Source organism: Enterobacter sp. Li2LvB3 (assembly GCF_056156645.1).
Genome location: NZ_JBSICG010000022.1, coordinates 37633 through 58283, shown reverse-complemented (window position 1 = coordinate 58283; position 20651 = coordinate 37633). Strand labels below are relative to the sequence as shown.

General features: G+C 54.4%; 22 protein-coding genes. 18 read left to right on the top strand and 4 right to left on the bottom strand.

Going from position 1 to position 20651, the window contains the following annotated elements; all coding sequences use genetic code 11:
* The first annotated feature begins 160 nt into the window (after nucleotides 1–160).
* The 4 genes from qseE (at nucleotide 161) to glnB (ending at nucleotide 4105) form a co-directional block, all read left to right on the top strand.
* Nucleotides 161–1594: a two component system sensor histidine kinase QseE/GlrK gene (gene qseE / locus ACS603_RS17615; RefSeq protein WP_474944650.1), complete on the top strand. Its 1434-nt coding sequence runs from the start codon at nucleotides 161–163 to the stop codon at nucleotides 1592–1594.
* The gene (qseG, locus tag ACS603_RS17610) at nucleotides 1591–2352 is read left to right on the top strand and encodes a two-component system QseEF-associated lipoprotein QseG (RefSeq protein WP_315686490.1); all 762 of its coding nucleotides are present in this window, start codon (nucleotides 1591–1593) and stop codon (nucleotides 2350–2352) included. Before qseE ends, qseG begins: the two co-directional genes overlap by 4 nt.
* Nucleotides 2349–3686 carry a two-component system response regulator GlrR gene (glrR, locus tag ACS603_RS17605; RefSeq protein WP_182062082.1) on the top strand — a complete coding sequence of 446 codons (1338 nt, stop codon included), beginning with the start codon at nucleotides 2349–2351 and terminating at the stop codon, nucleotides 3684–3686. Before qseG ends, glrR begins: the two co-directional genes overlap by 4 nt.
* An 80-nt stretch (nucleotides 3687–3766) precedes the next feature.
* Nucleotides 3767–4105, top strand: coding sequence for a nitrogen regulatory protein P-II (glnB, locus tag ACS603_RS17600; protein ID WP_003860685.1), 339 nt, complete (start codon nucleotides 3767–3769; stop codon nucleotides 4103–4105).
* 80 nt (nucleotides 4106–4185) lie between these two features.
* Here glnB and hmpA read toward each other — a convergent pair whose 3' ends face one another.
* Complete coding sequence (gene hmpA / locus ACS603_RS17595) at nucleotides 4186–5376, bottom strand: NO-inducible flavohemoprotein (protein WP_474944647.1); 1191 nt, start codon at nucleotides 5374–5376, stop codon at nucleotides 4186–4188.
* 304 nt (nucleotides 5377–5680) lie between these two features.
* Between hmpA and glyA the strand changes: the two genes are divergently transcribed.
* On the top strand, nucleotides 5681–6934 hold the full coding sequence (gene glyA / locus ACS603_RS17590) for a serine hydroxymethyltransferase (RefSeq protein WP_182062080.1): 1254 nt from the start codon (nucleotides 5681–5683) through the stop codon (nucleotides 6932–6934).
* A gap of 52 nt (nucleotides 6935–6986) precedes the next feature.
* On the opposite strand, the gene ACS603_RS17585 is transcribed toward glyA, so the two are convergent.
* Nucleotides 6987–7409: a DoxX family protein gene (locus ACS603_RS17585; RefSeq protein ID WP_315686484.1), complete on the bottom strand. Its 423-nt coding sequence runs from the start codon at nucleotides 7407–7409 to the stop codon at nucleotides 6987–6989.
* A gap of 172 nt (nucleotides 7410–7581) precedes the next feature.
* Here ACS603_RS17585 and ACS603_RS17580 point away from each other — a divergent pair, with 172 nt between their 5' ends.
* Nucleotides 7582–8721 carry a 3-phenylpropionate MFS transporter gene (locus ACS603_RS17580; protein ID WP_182062078.1) on the top strand — a complete coding sequence of 380 codons (1140 nt, stop codon included), beginning with the start codon at nucleotides 7582–7584 and terminating at the stop codon, nucleotides 8719–8721.
* On the opposite strand, the gene csiE is transcribed toward ACS603_RS17580, so the two are convergent.
* Nucleotides 8722–9999: a stationary phase inducible protein CsiE gene (gene csiE, locus ACS603_RS17575; RefSeq protein WP_315686482.1), complete on the bottom strand. Its 1278-nt coding sequence runs from the start codon at nucleotides 9997–9999 to the stop codon at nucleotides 8722–8724.
* 125 nt (nucleotides 10000–10124) lie between these two features.
* Between csiE and ACS603_RS17570 the strand changes: the two genes are divergently transcribed.
* Both ACS603_RS17570 and ACS603_RS17565 read left to right on the top strand, forming a co-directional pair.
* Entirely contained in the window at nucleotides 10125–10763 is a 639-nt protein-coding gene (locus ACS603_RS17570) for a DUF1007 family protein (protein ID WP_182062076.1), read from the top strand.
* The gene (locus tag ACS603_RS17565; protein ID WP_315686478.1) at nucleotides 10754–11734 is read left to right on the top strand and encodes a nickel/cobalt transporter; all 981 of its coding nucleotides are present in this window, start codon (nucleotides 10754–10756) and stop codon (nucleotides 11732–11734) included. Before ACS603_RS17570 ends, ACS603_RS17565 begins: the two co-directional genes overlap by 10 nt.
* A 36-nt stretch (nucleotides 11735–11770) precedes the next feature.
* Here ACS603_RS17565 and suhB read toward each other — a convergent pair whose 3' ends face one another.
* Nucleotides 11771–12574, bottom strand: coding sequence for an inositol-1-monophosphatase (suhB, locus tag ACS603_RS17560; RefSeq protein ID WP_014071352.1), 804 nt, complete (start codon nucleotides 12572–12574; stop codon nucleotides 11771–11773).
* A gap of 131 nt (nucleotides 12575–12705) precedes the next feature.
* Between suhB and trmJ the strand changes: the two genes are divergently transcribed.
* From trmJ to pepB, 10 genes are all read left to right on the top strand, one after another.
* Nucleotides 12706–13431: a tRNA (cytosine(32)/uridine(32)-2'-O)-methyltransferase TrmJ gene (gene trmJ / locus ACS603_RS17555; protein WP_182062074.1), complete on the top strand. Its 726-nt coding sequence runs from the start codon at nucleotides 12706–12708 to the stop codon at nucleotides 13429–13431.
* Between the two features lie 231 nt (nucleotides 13432–13662).
* Nucleotides 13663–14154, top strand: a complete 492-nt coding sequence (gene iscR / locus ACS603_RS17550; protein WP_008502158.1) for a Fe-S cluster assembly transcriptional regulator IscR — start codon at nucleotides 13663–13665, stop codon at nucleotides 14152–14154.
* A 119-nt stretch (nucleotides 14155–14273) separates the two neighbouring features.
* Entirely contained in the window at nucleotides 14274–15488 is a 1215-nt protein-coding gene (locus ACS603_RS17545; RefSeq protein WP_182062073.1) for an IscS subfamily cysteine desulfurase, read from the top strand.
* A gap of 24 nt (nucleotides 15489–15512) precedes the next feature.
* On the top strand, nucleotides 15513–15899 hold the full coding sequence (iscU, locus tag ACS603_RS17540) for a Fe-S cluster assembly scaffold IscU (RefSeq protein ID WP_005120408.1): 387 nt from the start codon (nucleotides 15513–15515) through the stop codon (nucleotides 15897–15899).
* A gap of 13 nt (nucleotides 15900–15912) precedes the next feature.
* The gene (iscA, locus tag ACS603_RS17535; RefSeq protein WP_014071348.1) at nucleotides 15913–16236 is read left to right on the top strand and encodes an iron-sulfur cluster assembly protein IscA; all 324 of its coding nucleotides are present in this window, start codon (nucleotides 15913–15915) and stop codon (nucleotides 16234–16236) included.
* 77 nt (nucleotides 16237–16313) lie between these two features.
* The gene (gene hscB, locus ACS603_RS17530; RefSeq protein WP_182062072.1) at nucleotides 16314–16829 is read left to right on the top strand and encodes a co-chaperone HscB; all 516 of its coding nucleotides are present in this window, start codon (nucleotides 16314–16316) and stop codon (nucleotides 16827–16829) included.
* A 15-nt stretch (nucleotides 16830–16844) separates the two neighbouring features.
* Nucleotides 16845–18695, top strand: coding sequence for a Fe-S protein assembly chaperone HscA (gene hscA, locus ACS603_RS17525; protein WP_474944646.1), 1851 nt, complete (start codon nucleotides 16845–16847; stop codon nucleotides 18693–18695).
* Between the two features lies 1 nt (nucleotide 18696).
* Entirely contained in the window at nucleotides 18697–19032 is a 336-nt protein-coding gene (fdx, locus tag ACS603_RS17520) for an ISC system 2Fe-2S type ferredoxin (RefSeq protein WP_014071345.1), read from the top strand.
* Between the two features lies 1 nt (nucleotide 19033).
* Complete coding sequence (gene iscX, locus ACS603_RS17515; protein WP_181681346.1) at nucleotides 19034–19234, top strand: Fe-S cluster assembly protein IscX; 201 nt, start codon at nucleotides 19034–19036, stop codon at nucleotides 19232–19234.
* A gap of 53 nt (nucleotides 19235–19287) precedes the next feature.
* Entirely contained in the window at nucleotides 19288–20574 is a 1287-nt protein-coding gene (pepB, locus tag ACS603_RS17510) for an aminopeptidase PepB (RefSeq protein WP_182062070.1), read from the top strand.
* The last annotated feature ends 77 nt before the right edge of the window (nucleotides 20575–20651 follow it).

Genomic DNA, 20651 nt, shown 5'->3' with positions numbered 1-20651 from the left:
TCCAACTACTGATAAAAGCATTGCTTATCAGGCCAGGGCGTAACGTCGAGTTAGGCACCGCCTCATTCCATAACAAAGCCGGGTTTTTACCCGGCTTTGTTGTATCTGAAGGGCAGACTCAGTTACGCTCTCCTGAAACCAACATGAAGAGAGTAATGTGTTGAAACGCTGGCCTGTTTTCCCTCGTTCCTTACGACAACTCGTGATGATGGCGTTTTTGCTGATCCTGCTGCCTCTGCTGGTGCTGGCGTGGCAGGCATGGCAAAGCCTGAATGCACTAAGTGCTCAGGCTGCGTTAACCAACCGTACTACTCTGATTGATGCAAGACGCAGTGAAGCGATGACGAATGCTGCGCTGGAGATGGAGCGTAGCTATCGTCAGTACTGCGTTCTGGACGATCGCACACTGGAAAAGGTGTATCAAAATCAGCGTAAGCGCTACAGCGAAATGCTGGATGCCCATGCAGGTGTCCTGCCTGACGACAAACTGTATCAGGCGCTGCGTCAGGATCTTAACGATCTGGCTCAGCTTCAGTGTCACAACAGTGGCCCGGCAGCTTCTGCCGCCGCGCGCCTTGAGGCCTTTGCCAGCGCCAACACGGACATGGTTCAGGCGACACGAACGGTGATTTATTCCCGTGGGCAGCAGCTGCAACAAGAGATTGCCGAACGAGGTCAGTTCTTTGGATGGCAGGCGCTGGTGCTGTTTTTGGTCAGCCTGGGGCTGGTATTGCTGTTTACCCGCATGATCATCGGCCCGGTGAAAGGGATCCAGCGGATGATCAATCGCCTTGGCGAGGGGAAATCGCTGGGTGATACGGTCGCTTTTAAGGGACCGCGTGAATTACGCTCGGTCGGGCAACGGATCATCTGGCTCTCCGAGCGTCTGGCATGGCTCGAATCTCAGCGTCATCAATTTTTACGCCATATCTCTCATGAGCTGAAAACGCCGCTCGCCAGTATGCGTGAAGGCACAGAGTTGCTGGCTGACGAAGTGGCAGGGCCATTAACCGTCGAACAAAAAGAGATTGTCGAAATCCTGGATGCCAGCAGCCGTAATTTGCAAAAGCTCATCGAGCAACTGCTGGATTACAACCGCAAACTGGCTGATGGCGCAGTGGTTCTGGAAAAAGTCGCGATAGCGCCGCTGGTAGATATGGTTATCTCCGCACATAGCCTGCCAGCAAGAGCTAAAATGATGCATACCAACGTGGAACTTGGTGAGTCAGTCTGTTTTGCAGAGCCGATGTTGTTAATGAGCGTACTGGATAATCTTTATTCCAATGCGGTGCACTATGGTACTGAATCCGGTAACATTTATATCCGTAGTTATACCAATGGCTCGCGCGTGTTTATTGACGTAGCTAATACGGGAACCCCAATCCCTGATGACGAAAAAGCGATGATTTTCGAACCCTTCTTCCAGGGGAGTCATCAGCGAAAAGGTGCGGTTAAAGGAAGTGGTCTGGGGTTGAGTATTGCCCGCGACTGCATACGGCGAATGCAGGGTGAGCTCAATATCGCCAGTGACGAACGCTCGGATGTGTGCTTTCGTATCGGACTGCCTCTTGGGCCGGAAAAATCAATACAATGAATCTATGTCTGGTGAGTATGTCACACGTCTTTTTCCGCGCAGTGCGCGCGGTGTTTTCCAGCAAAAAATTACGCCTGGGTCTGCCATGTCTTCTGCTGGCTGGCTGCGTTTCCCATGCACCAACGAGTGCCATCAATGATAAACAGGATGCCAGATGGCCAGAGAATCAGCTGGCCGATTTTCTGACAACGGGATGCGACGATATCTGGAATTTATCGGGGCATGACGTTGAAGCAAACCCGCTGTTCTGGTTGCGTGGCATAGATTGCTCGCAGCGCCTTGCGCCGACAACCGCGCGAGCGCGGGCGGCGATGTGGGACGATGACACCTGGCAGGACGCGTTTAAACGCGCCATTTTACTGGCTGATGCCAAAATTACACCTGTTGAACGTCGTGCAAATACCTCACGCCTGGACGGGCTGGCGGCAAGCATTCCGGCGCAGGTGCGCCCGGTGTATCAGCTCTGGCGGGACGGGCAGGTACAGCAACTTCAGCTGGCCGAGGAGCGCTCTCGCTACAGCAAATTGCAGCAGTCCAGCGATGCTGAACTTGATACGCTTCGCCAGCAGCAGGATTACTTACGCGCCCAGCTTGATACCACCACGCGCAAACTTGAAAACCTGACCGATATAGAAAGACAGCTTTCGACGCGTAAACCGGCGAGCAACTATCTGCCGGATGGATCAAAGGGGAGTTCACCATCCACCTCGCAAGATCAGGATAGCGACACGCAGAAACAAGAGGATGTGAAGCCATGACAAGCCGCAAACCTGCCCATCTCTTGCTGGTGGACGACGACCCTGGATTGTTAAAACTGCTGGGAATGCGTCTGGTCAGCGAAGGCTATAGCGTGGTCACCGCCGAAAGCGGGCAGGAAGGGCTGAAAGTGCTCAGTCGCGAAAAGATAGACCTGGTGATTAGCGATTTGCGCATGGACGAGATGGACGGGATGCAGCTGTTTGCGGAGATCCAGAAGCAGCAGCCAGGGATGCCAGTTATCATCCTCACCGCTCACGGCTCTATCCCCGATGCGGTCGCTGCCACGCAGCAGGGCGTATTCAGTTTTCTGACCAAACCCGTCGATAAAGACGCGCTTTATAAAGCCATCGACAGCGCGCTTGAACACTCCGCACCTTCTGGTGATGAAGCATGGCGGGAATCTATCGTGACCCGCAGCCCCGTTATGTTACGCCTGCTCGAACAGGCACGGATGGTGGCGCAGTCTGACGTCAGCGTGCTGATTAATGGCCAGAGCGGAACCGGGAAAGAGATCCTGGCGCAGGCCATCCACAATGCCAGCCCGCGCAGTAAAAACGCTTTTATCGCCATTAACTGTGGCGCACTGCCGGAACAGCTGCTGGAGTCTGAGCTGTTTGGTCATGCGCGCGGGGCCTTTACCGGTGCGGTGAGTAGCAGGGAAGGGCTGTTCCAGGCCGCAGAAGGCGGCACGCTATTTCTTGACGAAATTGGTGATATGCCTGCGCCGTTACAGGTCAAACTGTTGCGCGTGTTGCAGGAGCGTAAAGTGCGCCCGCTCGGCAGTAACCGCGATATCGACATCAACGTGCGTATCATTTCAGCGACGCACCGTGATTTGCCGAAAGTGATGGCGCGTAACGAGTTCCGTGAAGACCTTTACTACCGTCTGAACGTCGTGAACCTGAAAATCCCCGCGCTTGCCGAACGTGCGGAAGATATTCCGCTGCTGGCTAACCATTTACTGCGCCAGTCTGCCGATCGTCATAAACCCTTCGTGCGTGCTTTTTCTACCGATGCCATGAAGCGCCTGATGACCGCCAGCTGGCCGGGAAACGTGCGCCAGTTGGTCAACGTTATCGAGCAGTGTGTGGCGCTCACTTCGTCGCCGGTGATCAGCGATGCGCTGGTGGAGCAGGCGCTTGAAGGGGAAAATACGGCATTGCCGACCTTTGCAGAAGCGCGTAACCAGTTCGAGCTGAACTATTTGCGTAAGCTGCTGCAAATTACCAAAGGCAACGTGACCCACGCGGCGCGAATGGCGGGGCGTAACCGCACCGAATTCTACAAACTGCTGTCGCGACACGAGCTGGAAGCAAACGATTTTAAAGAGTAGTACCGCAAAAACCGAATGAATATGATACTGTGAGCAACCGATTACGAGGCAGCTTACTGGCAAGAGTTTAAGGACCCACCATGAAAAAGATTGATGCGATTATTAAACCTTTCAAACTGGATGATGTACGTGAAGCGCTGGCTGAAGTCGGCATCACCGGGATGACCGTAACAGAAGTGAAAGGTTTTGGTCGCCAGAAAGGCCACACCGAACTGTACCGTGGTGCGGAGTACATGGTGGACTTTCTGCCAAAAGTGAAAATCGAAATCGTGGTGAGCGATGACATCGTGGATACGTGTGTGGATACCATTATCCGCACGGCGCAGACGGGCAAAATTGGCGACGGTAAAATTTTCGTCTTTGACGTGGCGCGCGTGATCCGTATCCGTACCGGTGAAGAAGACGACGCGGCGATTTAATTTTCTTGCCGGGTGGCGCTGCGCTTACCCGGCCTGCAATACCTCTCACAGGCCCGTGCAAATACAGCGCCGCCGGGCGATTACAGCACCTTATGCGGGCCGAAGCACTCATAATGAATGCTGTCTTTATTCACACCCAGCTCAACCAACTGCTTCGCCGCATACTGCATAAATGCCACCGGGCCACACACATAGAACTGCATATCCGGTGCGCTGAACGCCCCTTCATGCTGGCTTAAATCAATCAAACCTTCGCTGTCGAAGCGAGCAGCCGCGCGATCGGCTTCAGTTGGCAGGCGATACCAGGTGTGCGCGCTAAAGCGTGGCAGATCTGCCGCCAGCGTTTTCACTTCATCCGCAAACGCATGAACGTCACCATTTTCTGCGGCGTGGAACCAGTTCACCTGCGCGCTGTGGCTCGCTTTCGCCAGCGTATCCAGCATCGCCAGCATTGGTGTTTGACCAACACCTGCGGAAATCAGCGTAACCGGGGTATTGGCGTCAACGGCCATAAAGAAATCACCCGCAGGCGCGGCCAGATGCACCACATCACCCACGCTGGCGTTGTTATGCAGCCAGCTGGAAACCTGACCGCCATCTTCGCGTTTCACGGCAATGCGGTAGCCTTTACCGTCAGGCTTACGAGTCAGAGAGTACTGGCGGATCTCCTGGTGTGGGAAACCTTCTGGTTTCAGCCACACGCCCAGATACTGACCCGGCTGATAATCTGCCACTGGTTGGCCATCCACAGGTTCGAATTCGAAGCTGGTAATCAGTGCGCTGCGTGGCATTTTTTCGACAATACGGAATGCGCGAGTGCCTTCCCAGCCGCCATTTTTACTGGCGTTTTCGCTGTAGATCTGCGCTTCGCGGTTAATAAAGACACCTGCCAGTACGCCGTAGGCTTTACCCCAGGCGTCCAGCACTTCCTGACCCGGGCTGAACATCTCATCGAGCGTTGCCAGCAGGTGACCGCCAACGATGTTGTATTGCTCTGGCTTGATCTGGAAGCTGGTATGTTTCTGCGCAATTTTCTCTACCGCAGGCAGCAGCGCCGCCAGGTTTTCAATATTGCTGGCATATGCGGCGATAGCGTTAAACAACGCTTCGCGCTGATCGCCGTTACGCTGGTTGCTCATGTTGAAAATCTCTTTGAGCTCCGGGTTATGCGTAAACATACGATCGTAGAAATGGGCGGTGAGTTTAGGGCCGGTTTCAACCAGCAGGGGAATAGTAGCCTTAACAGTAGCGATGGTTTGAGCGTCGAGCATGAGCGCGTCCTTTAGATGTTACTTTAATGATGTATTTTAAATGCATCTTATAGAAAGTACCCCTGCGTTGTAAATGGTTCTTTGCATCGTGAAAAATATGCATCACAAACCTGAAAAGAAATCCGTTGAAAATAGTTAGAGCTTTATTCCTCAAACCCTTGCGTGGCGTGGAGGAAAACGTTTGCGTAAAATCGTTTGTCAAGACCTGTTATCACAGAACTAATCAGTTATACTGTTGCCCGTCGTCCAACAGGACTGCCTTTTCAGGCCAAAATTTTATTGTTAGCTGAGTCAGGAGATGCGGATGTTAAAGCGTGAAATGAACATTGCCGATTATGATGCCGAACTGTGGCAGGCTATGGAGCAGGAAAAAGTACGTCAGGAAGAGCACATCGAACTGATCGCCTCCGAGAACTACACCAGCCCGCGCGTTATGCAGGCGCAGGGTTCTCAGCTGACCAACAAATATGCTGAAGGTTACCCGGGCAAGCGCTACTACGGCGGTTGCGAATACGTTGATATCGTTGAGCAACTGGCTATCGACCGCGCAAAAGCGCTGTTTGGTGCAGACTACGCTAACGTGCAGCCGCACTCAGGCTCCCAGGCTAACTTCGCGGTTTACACCGCGCTGCTGCAACCGGGTGATACCGTTCTGGGTATGAACCTGGCGCAAGGCGGTCACCTGACTCACGGTTCCCCGGTTAACTTCTCTGGCAAACTGTACAACATCGTGCCTTATGGTATTGATGAGTCAGGTAAAATTGACTACGAAGAGATGGCGAAGCTGGCTCAGACCCACAAACCGAAGATGATCATCGGTGGCTTCTCTGCATACTCTGGCGTGGTTGACTGGGCAAAAATGCGTGAAATCGCTGACAGCATCGGTGCATATCTGTTCGTGGATATGGCGCACGTTGCCGGTCTGATTGCCGCAGACGTTTACCCGAACCCGGTTCCTCACGCTCACGTCGTGACCACCACCACCCACAAAACCCTGGCGGGTCCGCGCGGCGGCCTGATCCTGGCGAAGGGCGGCGATGAAGAGCTGTACAAAAAACTGAACTCTGCTGTGTTCCCAAGCGCGCAGGGTGGCCCACTGATGCACGTCATCGCGGGTAAAGCGGTTGCGCTGAAAGAAGCGATGGAACCTGAGTTCAAGGTTTATCAGCAGCAGGTTGCTAAAAACGCTAAAGCGATGGTGGAAGTGTTCCTGAGCCGTGGCTATAAAGTGGTTTCTGGCGGCACTGAAAACCACCTGTTCCTGCTGGATCTGGTTGATAAAAACCTGACCGGTAAAGAAGCTGACGCAGCCCTGGGCCGCGCCAACATCACCGTGAACAAAAACAGCGTACCAAACGATCCGAAGAGCCCGTTTGTGACCTCCGGTATCCGTATCGGTTCTCCGGCTGTGACTCGCCGTGGCTTTAAAGAAGCCGAAGTGAAAGAGCTGGCTGGCTGGATGTGTGACGTTCTGGACAATATCAATGACGAAGCGGTAATCGAGCGCGTTAAAGGTAAAGTTCTGGATATCTGCGCGCGCTTCCCGGTGTACGCATAATCCCTCTGCTTTGCAGAAAGTAAAAAGGCCGCGATTGCGGCCTTTTTTTTGTTTAACGCCTGTCGAGGGATATTGCGCCAGGGCCGGTTATCGCCAGCAAAATAAATGCACCAGCAATACTGACGTTCTTGTAGAAATTAATCATATTCGGCACAACCGCATCACCGGTCATATCCCAGTAGTGATGACCAATCACCGCCGTTCCCAGCGTGTAGAAAATAAACAGCACGGCAATAGGGCGAGTGTAAAAACCCAGCACGATAAGAATAGCTGCGGGGACTTCCATCACCACCGCGATAATGGCCGCCAGCATGGGCATGGGGGCGCCGAGCGAGGTCATATATTGAACGGTGCCGCTAAACCCCGTCAGTTTGGGATAGCCAAAAATAATAAACAGGACAACGATGGCGATACGGGCAATCAATAACAGGAAGGAGCGTGAGGAGCCGAAATCGAAATAACGTAAGCTGTTCATGGCAAACGACCTCTGCATGCGATGTAGTTTAAACGTAATACAATTTTCCCGCTCTCGCCATACGCTATCCGGCTCTCACTGATGTTAATTTATCGTTAATTTATAGCACGCTAATGACTTGCTAAAGTCGGGGATTAACGCCAGACTATCGCCTCCATTTCAGGAGGGATTCATGGTTTTGCATTCCACACGCTGGCTGGCGCTCAGCTATTTCACCTACTTTTTTAGCTACGGTATTTTCCTGCCTTTCTGGAGCGTCTGGCTCAAAGGGATTGGCCTTACGCCGGAAACCATTGGCGTGCTGCTGGGCGCCGGGCTGGTTGCGCGTTTTCTGGGAAGTCTGTTAATTGCGCCACGCGTCAGCGATCCCTCCTTACTGATTAAAGCTGTACGAATTCTGGCGCTGCTGACGCTGGTTTTTGTGGCCTGCTTCTGGGTCAGCCATCAGTTTGCCTGGTTGATGGTAGTGATGGTGGGTTTCAATCTGTTCTTCTCTCCGCTGGTACCGCTGACGGATGCGCTGGCGAATACCTGGCAAAAACAGATAACCATGGATTATGGCCGCGTACGCCTGTGGGGTTCGATTGCCTTTGTGATTGGCTCGGCGCTGGTGGGCAAGCTGGTTAGTCTCTACGATTATCACGCCATTCTGGCGTTGTTGAGCCTCGGGATCGCTTCAATGCTGTTGGGTATGTTATTGCGCCCTTCTGTGATGCCGCAGGGAGAAAACCGCCATCAGGAAAGCGCTGGCTGGCCTGCCTGGCGGGCGTTGGTCGTCCAAAGCTGGCGTTTTCTGGCGTGCGTGTGCCTGCTTCAGGGAGCACATGCAGCCTATTACGGTTTTAGCGCAATTTACTGGCAAGGGGCAGGGTACTCGGCTTCAGCCGTGGGGTATCTCTGGTCGCTTGGCGTTGTTGCTGAGGTGATTATCTTTGCCCTGAGCAAAAAACTGTTCCGTCGCTTTGGGGCTCGCGACCTGCTGCTGCTTTCCGCCGTGTGCGGTGTGGCGCGCTGGGGCATTATGGGCTGGACGACAGAACTGCCGTGGCTTCTCGTGGCGCAAATCCTGCACTGTGGCACCTTCACGGTGTGCCATCTGGCTGCCATGCGCTATATCTCAGCCCGGGAAGGTGGGGATGTTATTCGCTTGCAGGCGGTCTATTCAGCCGTTGCAATGGGCGGCAGTATTGCCGTGATGACCGTATTTGCGGGCTTCCTGTATCAGCAACTGGGCCACGGCGTATTCTGGGTCATGGCACTGGTCGCGCTGCCCGCAATGGTAGTACGTCCCAAAGTGGCGGCGCGGGTCTGATTACGACTCCAGCATGGCGCGAATATGTTCTTGCTGCTGCGCATTGAGTGTCTCAACGGCATGGACCAGCGGCGGTGAGAACAGCGGCAGCGCCGTGGGGTAGGGGGTGATAACCAGTGAGGCTTCACGCGGTGCTCCCTCCTTCTGAAAAGCCTGTAACGTCAGATAACGAATATTGAGCGGCAGCAGCGTCAGTTCACGTAGCTGTTGCTCAATTAACGCCTCGCACTCTTTATCATCCCCCGTTAACAGCACGACCTGTTTTTCGTGCAGATCGTTCTCCTGCATCAGCCAGGCTCCAAAAATCACCGCCACCAGGCTCATCTCTTCTTCGGAAAAACGCAGCCCGAATTCGGCTTCCAGCTCAAACAGCGACGCTTTGGTTGTACGCAGCAGGCGCGGGTAAAGGCGATGGATCTCTTCCGGCAGGCTGTTATCGATGCCGATATCAAATAAAGAGCGATCAAGCGCCTGAGTCAGGTGGATATAAAGCTGATCGGTCAGCCCTTGCTCGTCGCTGAAGTTCATCCCGGTCTGTGCCCGAAAACGCGCAATCATGCGGACAATAGTACGGCGTAAACGCTGATCCTGCTGGTGTTTATCCAGAACCGGATCGGGAGTGCGCAGCATCATGAACAGCAGCGACAAAAACAGTTGCTCATCGATATGCGGTGCTGCGGGTACACGACGTTTCCAGTGGCGAACAATCTCCTGCGCCGTAAAATATTCTCCCCTGGACTGCGCCCAGTTGCGCTGAACGTGGGTGAAGCGCGGCGTATTCCCCTGATGGTGTTGAATCAGACAATATTGTAAAAAAAGCTGTAAAAACTGCACATCCCGGCATTCAAACTGGCGCTGAAGCCTGCGGGAACAGAAGTTAATCAGCGCGCGCAGGTTGATGTCATCGTACAGAGGGCGGGCAATGCCGTGCCGTTTAAGCGCGGTTTTTAATGCCGGAGTAAACTGGTGAGAAACAAACTGTGGGCAAAGCCTGAGCGCCCTGCGCAACCAGTGCAGCAGGCATAAACGCTGATTCAGCGCGGTGCCCTCAATTCGGTAGCTGCCGTCATGATGCGTGACGATATCAAGCCGATGATAGCGCTGGATTTCATCGCGTGTCTCGGCTATATCTTGCCGTGCGATGGTGTCGTCAACCCCGTTGGCAGCCATAATGCTCTGTGCGGTTACGGCAGTATCTGGCAGGTAAAGCATCAAAAGCACCTGGCAGCGGCGCTGCGAACTGGAAAGCACAGATGGAATCTCAAGCGTCGTCATCATCTGTCGGGTATCCAGTGTGAGTGTTTGGTAAGAATAGCTAAAGGATGTCTGCAATAAAGCGCAACGGGAATGCTTTCCTTCAGGATTGCAGGCGAACATCACAGAATTTTTGACGTGAGGAATTGATGCAAATAGTTAAACAAAGTGCTCTGACGTTATTTTTGGCGGTTTTCACTTTTACCGTCAGCGCACATCCTCACAGTTTTATTAGCCTGCAAACAACGCTGGTGACAGACGGGACGCAACTTAGCGGCCTTAAGATGCGCTGGACGATGGACGAAATCACCTCTGCTGACCTGCTTTATGATGCCGGAAATGCCAAACCTGGCGATGATGTCTGGAAAAAACTGGCGGCGGAAGTGATGGCGAATGTACTGGGTCAGCACTATTTCACCGAGTTCTGGCATAACGGCCAGAAAGTTAAATTCCTTAATCGCCCGACGGAATACGGGATGTCGCGTGAAGGGCATCAGGCGGTGCTGACGTTTGTGCTGCCTCTGGCGCAACCCCAGCCGCTGGCGGGGCAAAAGTATACCTTTTCAACTTTTGACCCAAGCTATTACGTCGATATGAGTTATGCCGAAGACAGCGATGCGCAGCTGCCTGCCGGACTGCAAAAGCGCTGTACGCTGGCGGTCCACACCCCTAAACCCAGTGAAGAAACGCTTAACTTTGCCGTGTCTCTCGATAAAGAAGATGCTCCGCCAGAGGATATGGAGCTGGGTAAACAGTTTGCACAGCAGGTTACGTTGCAATGTCAGTGATCTCTTCCCCCGTCAGAAAACCCCGCCGCTGGTTGCAGCTTTGGCCGCTGGCCCTGTTTCTGGTGTTGGCCGCAGGCGGCACGCTTTGGCTGTGGCAAGTATGGCCGCAGGTGATGATGAAAAGCATCCTCTGGCAGCGTGATGTTAATCAGCAGATGAGCGGGCTGCTAAAAGCCGTGGCCGACAACCCGACTCAGGCGGGGGGATCGCTGCTGATTTTCAGCTTTCTGTATGGTGTTTTGCACGCGCTTGGCCCTGGACACGGCAAAATTGTGATTACCACCTGGCTTGCCACGCATCCCTCAAAGCTGAAATCAAGTATTGGCCTGACGCTGGCCTCCTCATTGCTACAGGGGCTTGTGGCTATTGTGCTGGTAGTGGTTGTCCTGTCGCTTCTGCAACTCCCGGCGCGTCAGCTTCATTTGAGCAGTTTCTGGCTGGAGAAGGGCAGCTACGCGCTGGTGGGCGTACTGGGGCTGATCCTCTGCTGGCGAGCACTAAAGAAAATGCGCGCCTTACTGCAAAAACCAACATTCAAAACCTTTATGCCATACCACGTTCACGATGCTCATTGCGGCTGTGGACATCAACATTTGCCGACTCAAAAACAGCTGCAAAATGGCGATGACTGGCGCGCACGGTTGATGATTGTTCTCTCGATGGGAATGCGCCCGTGTTCGGGGGCGATCATGGTGCTGCTGTTCAGTAAGGTTATTGGTGTGTTTGGCTGGGGAATGATCTCAGCGCTGGCGATGGCGGCGGGAACGTCACTAACGATTACTTCACTGGCGTTGCTGGTACACAGTTTCCGTCAACTGGCGGTAAAACTGAGCGGTAATAAAACGCCGGTATTGTGGCGACAGGTTGGCTGGACAACACTTGCGCTGGCAGGTGGCGTTATTTTACTTGTTGCGGCGGTAACGATGTGGATGAGTGCTGTGCCGGTAGGAAGGGGATTGCGGCCGTTTTAACAGGTGCGGGCAGGTGCCCGCACCCTGATGACTGAATTAACGCTTCAGCGCGTCGCTCAGTTCATCACGCATGTTTGCCAGCATGGCTTTAACAACGCGTGGGTTACCTGCAACGATGTTGCCGGTGGTCATGTAGTTGTGGCCGCCGGTGAAGTCACACACCAGTGCGCCCGCTTCACGCGCGATCAGCTCACCCGCAGCAAAGTCCCACGGCTTCAGTGCCAGTTCGAAGTAACCGTCAACGCGACCGGTCGCAACGTATGCCAGATCCAGTGCAGCAGAACCGGTGCGACGGAAATCGGCACATTCGGTGAACAGTTTGCCCAGGATATTCATATAAGTAGTTGCGTGCTGCTTCGCTTTGAACGGGAAGCCGGTCGCCAGAATGGTGCCGTCCAGGTCACGTGCATTGCTGCAACGCAGACGGTAGCCGTTCAGCTGAGCGCCCTGGCCGCGGGTTGCGGTGAACAGTTCGTTACGCATTGGATCGTAGACAACGGCGACTTCAGTACGGCCTTTAATGCGTACAGCGATAGACACAGAGAAGTGTGGCAGGCGTTTTACGAAGTTGGTGGTGCCATCCAGTGGATCGATAACCCATTGAACATCCTGATCGGTACCTTCATGTTCACCGCTTTCTTCGGTGATGATGGTGTGCTGCGGGTAAGATTTGCGGATCGTTTCGATAATAATCGCTTCTGCGGCTTTATCGACGTTAGTCACGAAATCATTGCTGCCTTTCTGGCTGGTTTCTACGGAGTCTGGAGTTTCGTAGTGTTTGGCAATTACATTACCCGCCTTGCGCGCTGCGCGCACGGCGATGGTCAGCATCGGATGCATCGGTCTCTCTCACTGGATGTTAAAGAACATGAAAATCGGCGCAGAGTATAGCAGCGGGATCGGATTATGTCTCCCGATTATGATAATATGCCCGAATATTCTTCAGACACTGAATTCAGACACTAAAAACTATGCTGCAAAACATTCGAATCGTGCTGGTCGAAACATCGCATACCGGCAATATGGGCTCTGTTGCCCGCGCAATGAAAACCATGGGTTTAACCAATCTGTGGCTGGTAAACCCACTGGTCAAACCCGACTCTCAGGCTATCGCCCTGGCGGCCGGTGCCAGTGATGTTATCGGCAATGCCCAGATTGTTGATACCCTCGACGAAGCTCTGGCAGGTTGTAGCCTGGTGGTGGGCACCAGCGCGCGCTCGCGTACGCTGCCATGGCCGATGCTGGACCCGCGTGAATGCGGTCTGAAAAGCGTGGCAGAAGCTGAACAGGCACCAGTTGCACTGGTGTTTGGCCGTGAACGCGTTGGCCTGACCAACGACGAACTGCAAAAATGCCATTATCACGTGGCGATTGCCGCAAACCCGGAATACAGCTCGCTGAACCTGGCGATGGCGGTACAGGTTATTGCCTACGAAGTGCGCATGGCCTGGCTGGCAACGCAGGAGAAACCGGTAGAACATAAAGAAGAGGCGGCTTACCCGCTGGTGGACGACCTGGAGCGTTTCTACGGTCATCTGGAACAGACCCTGCTTTCAACCGGTTTTATCCGTGAAGGTCACCCGGGGCAGGTGATGAACAAACTGCGCCGTATGTTCACCCGTGCGCGCCCGGAAAGCCAGGAGCTGAACATCCTGCGCGGTATCCTGGCGTCGATTGAGCAGAAGAATAAAGAGTAGCGTCGTCTGTTCGCCGGGTGGCGCTTCGCTTACCCGGCCTACAGAACCGTAGGTCGGGTAAGCGAAGCGCCACCCGACAAAAACGGCACGGAAGGTTAAATACCTGACTAAAACAGTCAAGTAAATAGTTGACCAATTTAGTCAGGAATGTCAGACTTGGCCCTGCTATGCAATACCCCCATTTTACAATAAAAAACCCCGGGCAGGGGCGAGTTTGAGGTTAAGTAAGACATGAGACTGACATCTAAAGGGCGTTATGCCGTGACCGCGATGCTGGACGTTGCGCTCAACTCCGAAGCGGGCCCGGTTCCGTTGGCTGATATTTCTGAACGACAAGGGATCTCCCTCTCTTACCTGGAACAGCTGTTCTCCAGACTGCGTAAAAATGGACTGGTTTCCAGCGTTCGTGGCCCAGGCGGCGGATATCTGCTGGGTAAAGACGCGGGCAGTATTGCGGTAGGCGAAGTGATTAGCGCAGTTGACGAATCCGTTGACGCGACCCGTTGCCAGGGTAAAGGCGGCTGCCAGGGCGGCGATAAGTGCCTGACCCATGCGCTGTGGCGCGATCTGAGTGACCGTCTGACCGGCTTCCTGAACAACATCACCCTTGGTGAGCTGGTGAATAACCAGGAAGTTCTGGATGTGTCTGGTCGTCAGCACAGCCATGATTCCCAACGCAGCACCCGCGCGCAAGACGCAATCGACGTTAAACTGCGCGCGTAATAAAAAGATAAGTATTTCAGAATCAGGCCGGGGCGTTCGCTCGCCCCGTGTACTCGGTCGTACATCCAGCCGGTTGCCTGATTCCTTGCATTGAAGCGATGTACGGAGTTTATAGAGCAATGAAATTACCGATTTATCTCGATTACTCCGCAACCACGCCGGTGGACCCGCGTGTTGCCGAGAAAATGATGCAGTGTCTGACCCTGGACGGAAACTTTGGTAACCCAGCTTCCCGTTCACACCGTTTTGGCTGGCATGCTGAAGAGGCGGTAGATATCGCCCGTAATCAGATTGCTGACCTGGTGGGTGCCGATCCGCGTGAAATCGTATTCACCTCCGGTGCAACCGAATCCGACAACCTGGCGATCAAAGGTGCGGCCAACTTTTATCAGAAAAAAGGCAAGCACGTTATCACCAGCAAAACCGAACACAAAGCCGTGCTGGATACCTGCCGTCAGCTGGAGCGTGAAGGGTATGAAGTCACCTACCTGGCGCCACAGAGCAACGGTATCATTGACCTGAAAGAGCTCGAAGCGGCAATGCGTGAAGACACCATTCTGGTTTCCATCATGCACGTGAACAACGAAATCGGCGTAGTGCAGGATATCGCGACCATCGGCGAAATGTGCCGTGCGCGCGGCATCATCTATCACGTTGATGCGACTCAGAGCGTGGGCAAACTGCCTATCGACCTGAGCCAGCTGAAAGTGGATCTGATGTCCTTCTCCGGCCACAAAATCTATGGTCCGAAAGGTATTGGCGCGCTTTATGTTCGTCGTAAGCCACGTATCCGTATCGAAGCGCAGATGCACGGCGGCGGTCACGAGCGCGGAATGCGTTCAGGTACTCTGCCTGTTCACCAGATCGTGGGCATGGGCGAAGCGTACCGCATTGCGAAAGAAGAGATGGAAACCGAGATGGCGCGTCTGCGCACTCTGCGTAACCGTCTGTGGGACGGCGTGAAAGATATGGAAGAAGTGTATCTGAACGGCTCCCTGGAGCAGGGCGCACCAAACATCCTCAACGTAAGCTTCAACTATGTTGAAGGCGAATCGCTGATCATGGCACTGAAAGACCTGGCGGTTTCTTCTGGCTCTGCATGTACTTCTGCAAGCCTGGAGCCATCCTACGTGCTGCGCGCACTGGGGATGACCGACGAGCTGGCACACAGCTCTATCCGTTTCTCTTTAGGTCGTTTCACTACCGAAGAAGAGATTGACTACACCATCAAGCTGGTTCGCAACTCCATTGGCCGTCTGCGTGACCTTTCTCCACTGTGGGAGATGTTCAAACAGGGCGTGGATCTGAACAGCATTGAATGGTCACATCACTAATCGGTACATAAGGAGAATTCAATCATGGCATACAGCGAAAAAGTTATTGATCATTACGAGAACCCACGCAACGTTGGCTCTTTTGACAACAGCGATGAATCCGTAGGTAGCGGCATGGTCGGTGCACCAGCGTGTGGCGACGTGATGAAGTTGCAGATTAAAGTCAACAATGAAGGTATCATTGAAGACGCGCGCTTCAAGACCTATGGCTGCGGTTCTGCTATTGCGTCCAGCTCACTTGTGACCGAGTGGGTAAAGGGCAAGTCTCTGGACGAAGCACAGGCAATCAAAAACACCGATATTGCTGACGAACTCGAACTGCCGCCGGTGAAAATTCACTGCTCTATCCTGGCAGAAGACGCGATCAAAGCCGCTATTGCGGATTACAAAAGCAAACGTGAAGCAAAATAATTGAGGTTTGAGTATGTCGATTACCCTTAGCGACAGCGCTGCCGCGCGAGTAAGCGCCTTCCTGGCGAACCGTGGTAAAGGCTATGGCCTGCGACTGGGCGTACGTACCTCCGGCTGTTCTGGTATGGCTTACGTACTGGAGTTTGTTGATGAACCGGCGTCCGACGACACCGTGTTTGAAGACAAGGGCGTGAAGGTGGTGGTCGATGGTAAGAGCCTGCAATTCCTCAATGGCACTCAGCTGGACTTTGTAAAAGAAGGCCTGAACGAAGGGTTCAAATTCACGAACCCGAACGTAAAAGACGAGTGCGGTTGCGGCGAAAGCTTCCACGTTTGATCGTGCGTCATCCGATGAACCCCACCGCAGGAATCTGTGCGTGGGGTTTGTTTTAATCGGCTACCCCTGAGATTGTTATGGATTACTTCACCCTCTTCGGATTACCCGCTCAGTACACTGTCGATATTCCGGCCCTGACGATCCGTTTTCAGGATCTGCAACGTCAATATCACCCGGATAAATTCGCCAGTGGTACTCAGTCAGAGCAATTGGCGGCCGTGTCTCAATCTGCGACCATCAATCAGGCCTGGCAGACGCTGCGTAATCCGTTAACCCGCGCAGAGTACTTACTCTCTCTTCACGGATTTGATCTGGCGAGCGAACAACACACCGTACGCGATACCGCATTCCTGATGGAACAGCTGGAGCTGCGTGAAGAGCTGGATGAGATTGACCAGGCGAAAGACGAAAACCGGCTGTCGCGCTTTATCAAACGTGTCAAAGAGATGTTTGATACCCGCCATCAGCAGATGGTTGAACAATTGAATAACGAGACATGGGACGTAGCGGCGGACACAGTACGCAAGCTCCGTTTTCTCGATAAACTGCGAAGCAGCGCTGAACAACTCGAAGAAAAGCTGCTCGATTTTTGATTCTGGAAGCTCAACATGGCCTTATTACAAATTAGTGAGCCTGGTTTAAGTGCTGCACCGCACCAGCGTCGTCTGGCGGTGGGCATTGATTTAGGTACCACCAATTCCCTCGTGGCGACCGTGCGTAGCGGCCAGGCTGAAACGCTGGCTGACGCAGACGGCCGCCATTTGCTGCCATCTGTGGTCCACTATCATCAGCAGGGCCACACGGTCGGCTACGATGCGCGTGCTAACGCCGCCCGCGATCCGGTCAACACCATCATCTCTGTTAAGCGCATGATGGGTCGCTCTCTGGCGGATATCCAGAGCCGCTACCCGCACCTGCCTTATCAGTTCCAGGCAAGTGAAAATGGCTTGCCGATGATCGCCACCACCGCCGGTTTACTGAACCCGATTCGTGTGTCTGCAGACATCCTCAAAGCGCTGGCGGCCCGCGCCACAGCTACGCTTGAAGGTGAACTGGACGGCGTGGTGATTACCGTTCCAGCCTATTTTGACGATGCACAGCGTCAGGGCACCAAAGACGCTGCGCGTCTGGCTGGGCTGCACGTATTGCGTCTGCTGAACGAACCGACTGCCGCTGCCATTGCCTATGGCCTGGATTCCGGTCAGGAAGGGGTGATTGCGGTATACGATTTGGGTGGCGGGACGTTTGATATCTCCATCCTGCGCTTAAGCCGTGGTGTATTTGAAGTACTGGCCACCGGCGGTGATTCCGCGCTCGGCGGTGATGATTTCGATCACCTACTGGCGGATCACATTCGCGAGCAGGCGGGCATTACCGATCGTAGCGACGCGCGCGTTCAGCGTGAACTGCTGGATGCGGCGGTTGAAGCCAAAATTGCACTGAGTGACGCCCAGGCTGTCACCGTGAATGTCGCGGGCTGGCAGGGTGAAATCACCCGTGAACAGTTTAATGATCTGATTACCTCTCTGGTAAAACGCACGCTTCTGGCCTGCCGCCGCGCGCTGAAAGACGCGGGTGTTGAAGCGGAAGAGGTACTTGAAGTGGTCATGGTGGGTGGTTCCACCCGTGTGCCGCTGGTGCGTGAACGCGTGGGTGAATTCTTTGGCCGCACGCCGCTAACCTCCATCGACCCGGACAAAGTGGTCGCTGTGGGCGCCGCAATTCAGGCTGATATTCTGGTCGGCAACAAGCCGGACAGCGAAATGCTGCTGCTGGACGTCATTCCGCTCTCCCTGGGGCTGGAAACGATGGGCGGCCTGTTAGAGAAAGTGATCCCGCGTAACACCACCATTCCGGTGGCGCGTGCGCAGGAGTTCACCACCTTCAAAGATGGCCAGACCGCGATGTCTATCCACGTGATGCAGGGCGAACGCGAACTGGTGCAGGATTGCCGTTCTCTGGCGCGCTTTGCGCTGCGCGGTATTCCGGCGCTGCCTGCGGGTGGGGCGCACATTCGCGTGACCTTCCAGGTAGATGCGGACGGCCTGCTGAGCGTCACGGCGATGGAAAAATCGACCGGTGTTGAATCGTCCATCCAGGTGAAGCCGTCTTACGGCCTGACCGATGGCGAAATCGCGACCATGATTCAGGATTCAATGAGCTACGCCGAACAAGACGTGAAGGCACGAATGCTGGCTGAACAGAAAGTTGAAGCCGCGCGCGTGCTGGAAAGCCTGGTTGGCGCACTCACTGCCGATGCCGCGCTGTTAAGCGCCGCTGAGCGTCAGGTGATCGACGACGCTGCCGAGCACTTACGTGCCGTAGCGCAAGCCGATGACGCTGATGCAATAGAAGAAGCCATTAAAAACGTTGATAAACAAACCCAGGACTTCGCCGCTCGCCGCATGGACAAATCTGTCCGCGTCGCGCTGAAAGGCCAGTCCGTGGACGAGGTTTAATATGCCAAAGATTGTTATTTTGCCTCATGCGGACCTCTGTCCGGATGGCGCTGTTCTGGAAGCGAAGACCGGTGAAACCATTCTCGACGTTGCCCTGCGTAACGGTATCGAAGTGGAACACGCCTGTGAAAAATCCTGTGCCTGCACCACGTGTCACTGCGTTGTGCGTGAAGGTTTTGACTCTCTTGCTGAGAGCACCGAAGACGAAGACGACATGCTGGATAAAGCATGGGGTCTGGAGCCAGACAGCCGTTTAAGCTGCCAGGCACTGGTGACCGACGAAGATCTGGTTGTGGAATTCCCACGTTACACCATCAACCACGCACGCGAGCATTAATATGGGACTGAAGTGGACAGACAGCCGTGAAATCGGCGAAGCGCTCTACGACGCGAACCCGGATCTCGATCCAAAGACCGTACGATTCACCGACATGCATCAGTGGATCTGCGATTTAGAGGATTTTGACGACGATCCAAACGCATCCAATGAAAAAATTCTGGAGGCGATTCTGTTAGTCTGGTTAGATGAGGCTAGCTAAATCACATTACGGGCTGCCTTCAGGCGGCCCGTTTGCTAATAAGGATAAATAAAATGACCGAAGCGATGAAGATTACGCTCTCCACACAGCCTGCCGACGCACGCTGGGGCGAGAAAGCCACCTACAGCATCAACAACGACGGCATTACCCTGCACCTGACGGGCAAAGATGATTTGGGACTGATCCAGCGCGCGGCGCGCAAAGTGGATGGTCTGGGGATTAAACATGTGACGCTGGACGGCGAAGGCTGGGATATCGATCGCAGCTGGGCGTTCTGGGCAGGTTACAAGGGTCCGAAAGGCACCCGTAAAATTGAGTGGGCAAACCTCGATGAAGCCGGCCAGAAAGAGCTGGAAAGCCGTCTGACCATTATCGACTGGGTGCGTGACACCATCAACGCCCCGGCTGAAGAATTAGGCCCGGAGCAGCTGGCGCAGCGCGCGGTTGACCTGCTGTGCGGCGTGGCGGGTGACAAAATGTCTTACCGCATCACCAAAGGCGAAGATCTGCGCGAGCAGAACTACATGGGTATTCATACCGTGGGCCGCGGCTCTGAGCGTCCCCCTGTGCTGCTGGCGCTGGATTACAACCCAACCGGCGACAAAACGGCGCCCGTCTTTGCCTGCCTGGTTGGTAAAGGTATTACCTTCGATACCGGCGGTTACAGCCTGAAGCAGAGCGCATTCATGGATTCCATGAAATCTGATATGGGCGGCGCGGCGACCATTACCGGCGCGCTGGCGTTTGCTATCACCCGTGGTCTGAACAAGCGCGTGAAGCTATACCTGTGCTGCGCGGACAACATGGTGAGCGGCAATGCCTTTAAACTGGGCGACATCATTCGCTACCGCAACGGCAAAAACGTCGAAGTGATGAACACCGACGCCGAAGGCCGTCTGGTGCTGGCCGATGGCCTGATCGACGCATCTGCGCAGAAACCCGAGCTGATTATCGATATGGCAACCCTGACCGGTGCGGCCAAAACCGCCCTGGGCAATGATTACCACGCGCTGTTCAGCTTCGACGACAAACTGGCTGCCCGCCTGCTGGCAAGCGCTGCCGCAGAGAACGAACCGTTCTGGCGTCTGCCGCTGGCCGAGTTCCACCGCAGCCAGCTGCCGTCTAACTTTGCCGAACTGAACAACACCGCAAGCGCGGCGTACCCGGCAGGTGCAAGCACCGCCGCTGGCTTCCTGTCTCACTTCGTTGAGAACTACCATGAAGGCTGGCTGCACATCGACTGCTCCGCAACGTACCGTAAAGCGGCAGTTGAGCAGTGGTCTGCGGGCGCGACCGGTCTGGGTGTGCGTACCGTGGCGAACCTGCTGACGGCTGAGTAATCTCATTGCCCTCACCCTAACCCTCTCCCACGGGGAGAGGGGATGGTTTGCTCCCTCTCCCTTGAGGGAGAGGGCCA

What these genes read in the sequence shown, in the direction of transcription:
- ACS603_RS17580 (WP_182062078.1), top strand. Translation starts at nt 7,582, where the DNA reads ATGGTTTTGCATTCCACACGCTGGCTGGCGCTCAGCTATTTCACCTAC.
- ACS603_RS17585 (WP_315686484.1), bottom strand. Translation starts at nt 7,409, where the DNA reads ATGAACAGCTTACGTTATTTCGATTTCGGCTCCTCACGCTCCTTCCTG.
- iscA (WP_014071348.1), top strand. Translation starts at nt 15,913, where the DNA reads ATGTCGATTACCCTTAGCGACAGCGCTGCCGCGCGAGTAAGCGCCTTC.
- glyA (WP_182062080.1), top strand. Translation starts at nt 5,681, where the DNA reads ATGTTAAAGCGTGAAATGAACATTGCCGATTATGATGCCGAACTGTGG.
- hscA (WP_474944646.1), top strand. Translation starts at nt 16,845, where the DNA reads ATGGCCTTATTACAAATTAGTGAGCCTGGTTTAAGTGCTGCACCGCAC.
- ACS603_RS17565 (WP_315686478.1), top strand. Translation starts at nt 10,754, where the DNA reads ATGTCAGTGATCTCTTCCCCCGTCAGAAAACCCCGCCGCTGGTTGCAG.
- csiE (WP_315686482.1), bottom strand. Translation starts at nt 9,999, where the DNA reads ATGATGACGACGCTTGAGATTCCATCTGTGCTTTCCAGTTCGCAGCGC.
- qseG (WP_315686490.1), top strand. Translation starts at nt 1,591, where the DNA reads ATGAATCTATGTCTGGTGAGTATGTCACACGTCTTTTTCCGCGCAGTG.
- glnB (WP_003860685.1), top strand. Translation starts at nt 3,767, where the DNA reads ATGAAAAAGATTGATGCGATTATTAAACCTTTCAAACTGGATGATGTA.
- ACS603_RS17570 (WP_182062076.1), top strand. Translation starts at nt 10,125, where the DNA reads ATGCAAATAGTTAAACAAAGTGCTCTGACGTTATTTTTGGCGGTTTTC.
- glrR (WP_182062082.1), top strand. Translation starts at nt 2,349, where the DNA reads ATGACAAGCCGCAAACCTGCCCATCTCTTGCTGGTGGACGACGACCCT.
- ACS603_RS17545 (WP_182062073.1), top strand. Translation starts at nt 14,274, where the DNA reads ATGAAATTACCGATTTATCTCGATTACTCCGCAACCACGCCGGTGGAC.
- iscU (WP_005120408.1), top strand. Translation starts at nt 15,513, where the DNA reads ATGGCATACAGCGAAAAAGTTATTGATCATTACGAGAACCCACGCAAC.
- iscR (WP_008502158.1), top strand. Translation starts at nt 13,663, where the DNA reads ATGAGACTGACATCTAAAGGGCGTTATGCCGTGACCGCGATGCTGGAC.
- hmpA (WP_474944647.1), bottom strand. Translation starts at nt 5,376, where the DNA reads ATGCTCGACGCTCAAACCATCGCTACTGTTAAGGCTACTATTCCCCTG.
- pepB (WP_182062070.1), top strand. Translation starts at nt 19,288, where the DNA reads ATGACCGAAGCGATGAAGATTACGCTCTCCACACAGCCTGCCGACGCA.
- suhB (WP_014071352.1), bottom strand. Translation starts at nt 12,574, where the DNA reads ATGCATCCGATGCTGACCATCGCCGTGCGCGCAGCGCGCAAGGCGGGT.
- iscX (WP_181681346.1), top strand. Translation starts at nt 19,034, where the DNA reads ATGGGACTGAAGTGGACAGACAGCCGTGAAATCGGCGAAGCGCTCTAC.
- trmJ (WP_182062074.1), top strand. Translation starts at nt 12,706, where the DNA reads ATGCTGCAAAACATTCGAATCGTGCTGGTCGAAACATCGCATACCGGC.
- hscB (WP_182062072.1), top strand. Translation starts at nt 16,314, where the DNA reads ATGGATTACTTCACCCTCTTCGGATTACCCGCTCAGTACACTGTCGAT.
- fdx (WP_014071345.1), top strand. Translation starts at nt 18,697, where the DNA reads ATGCCAAAGATTGTTATTTTGCCTCATGCGGACCTCTGTCCGGATGGC.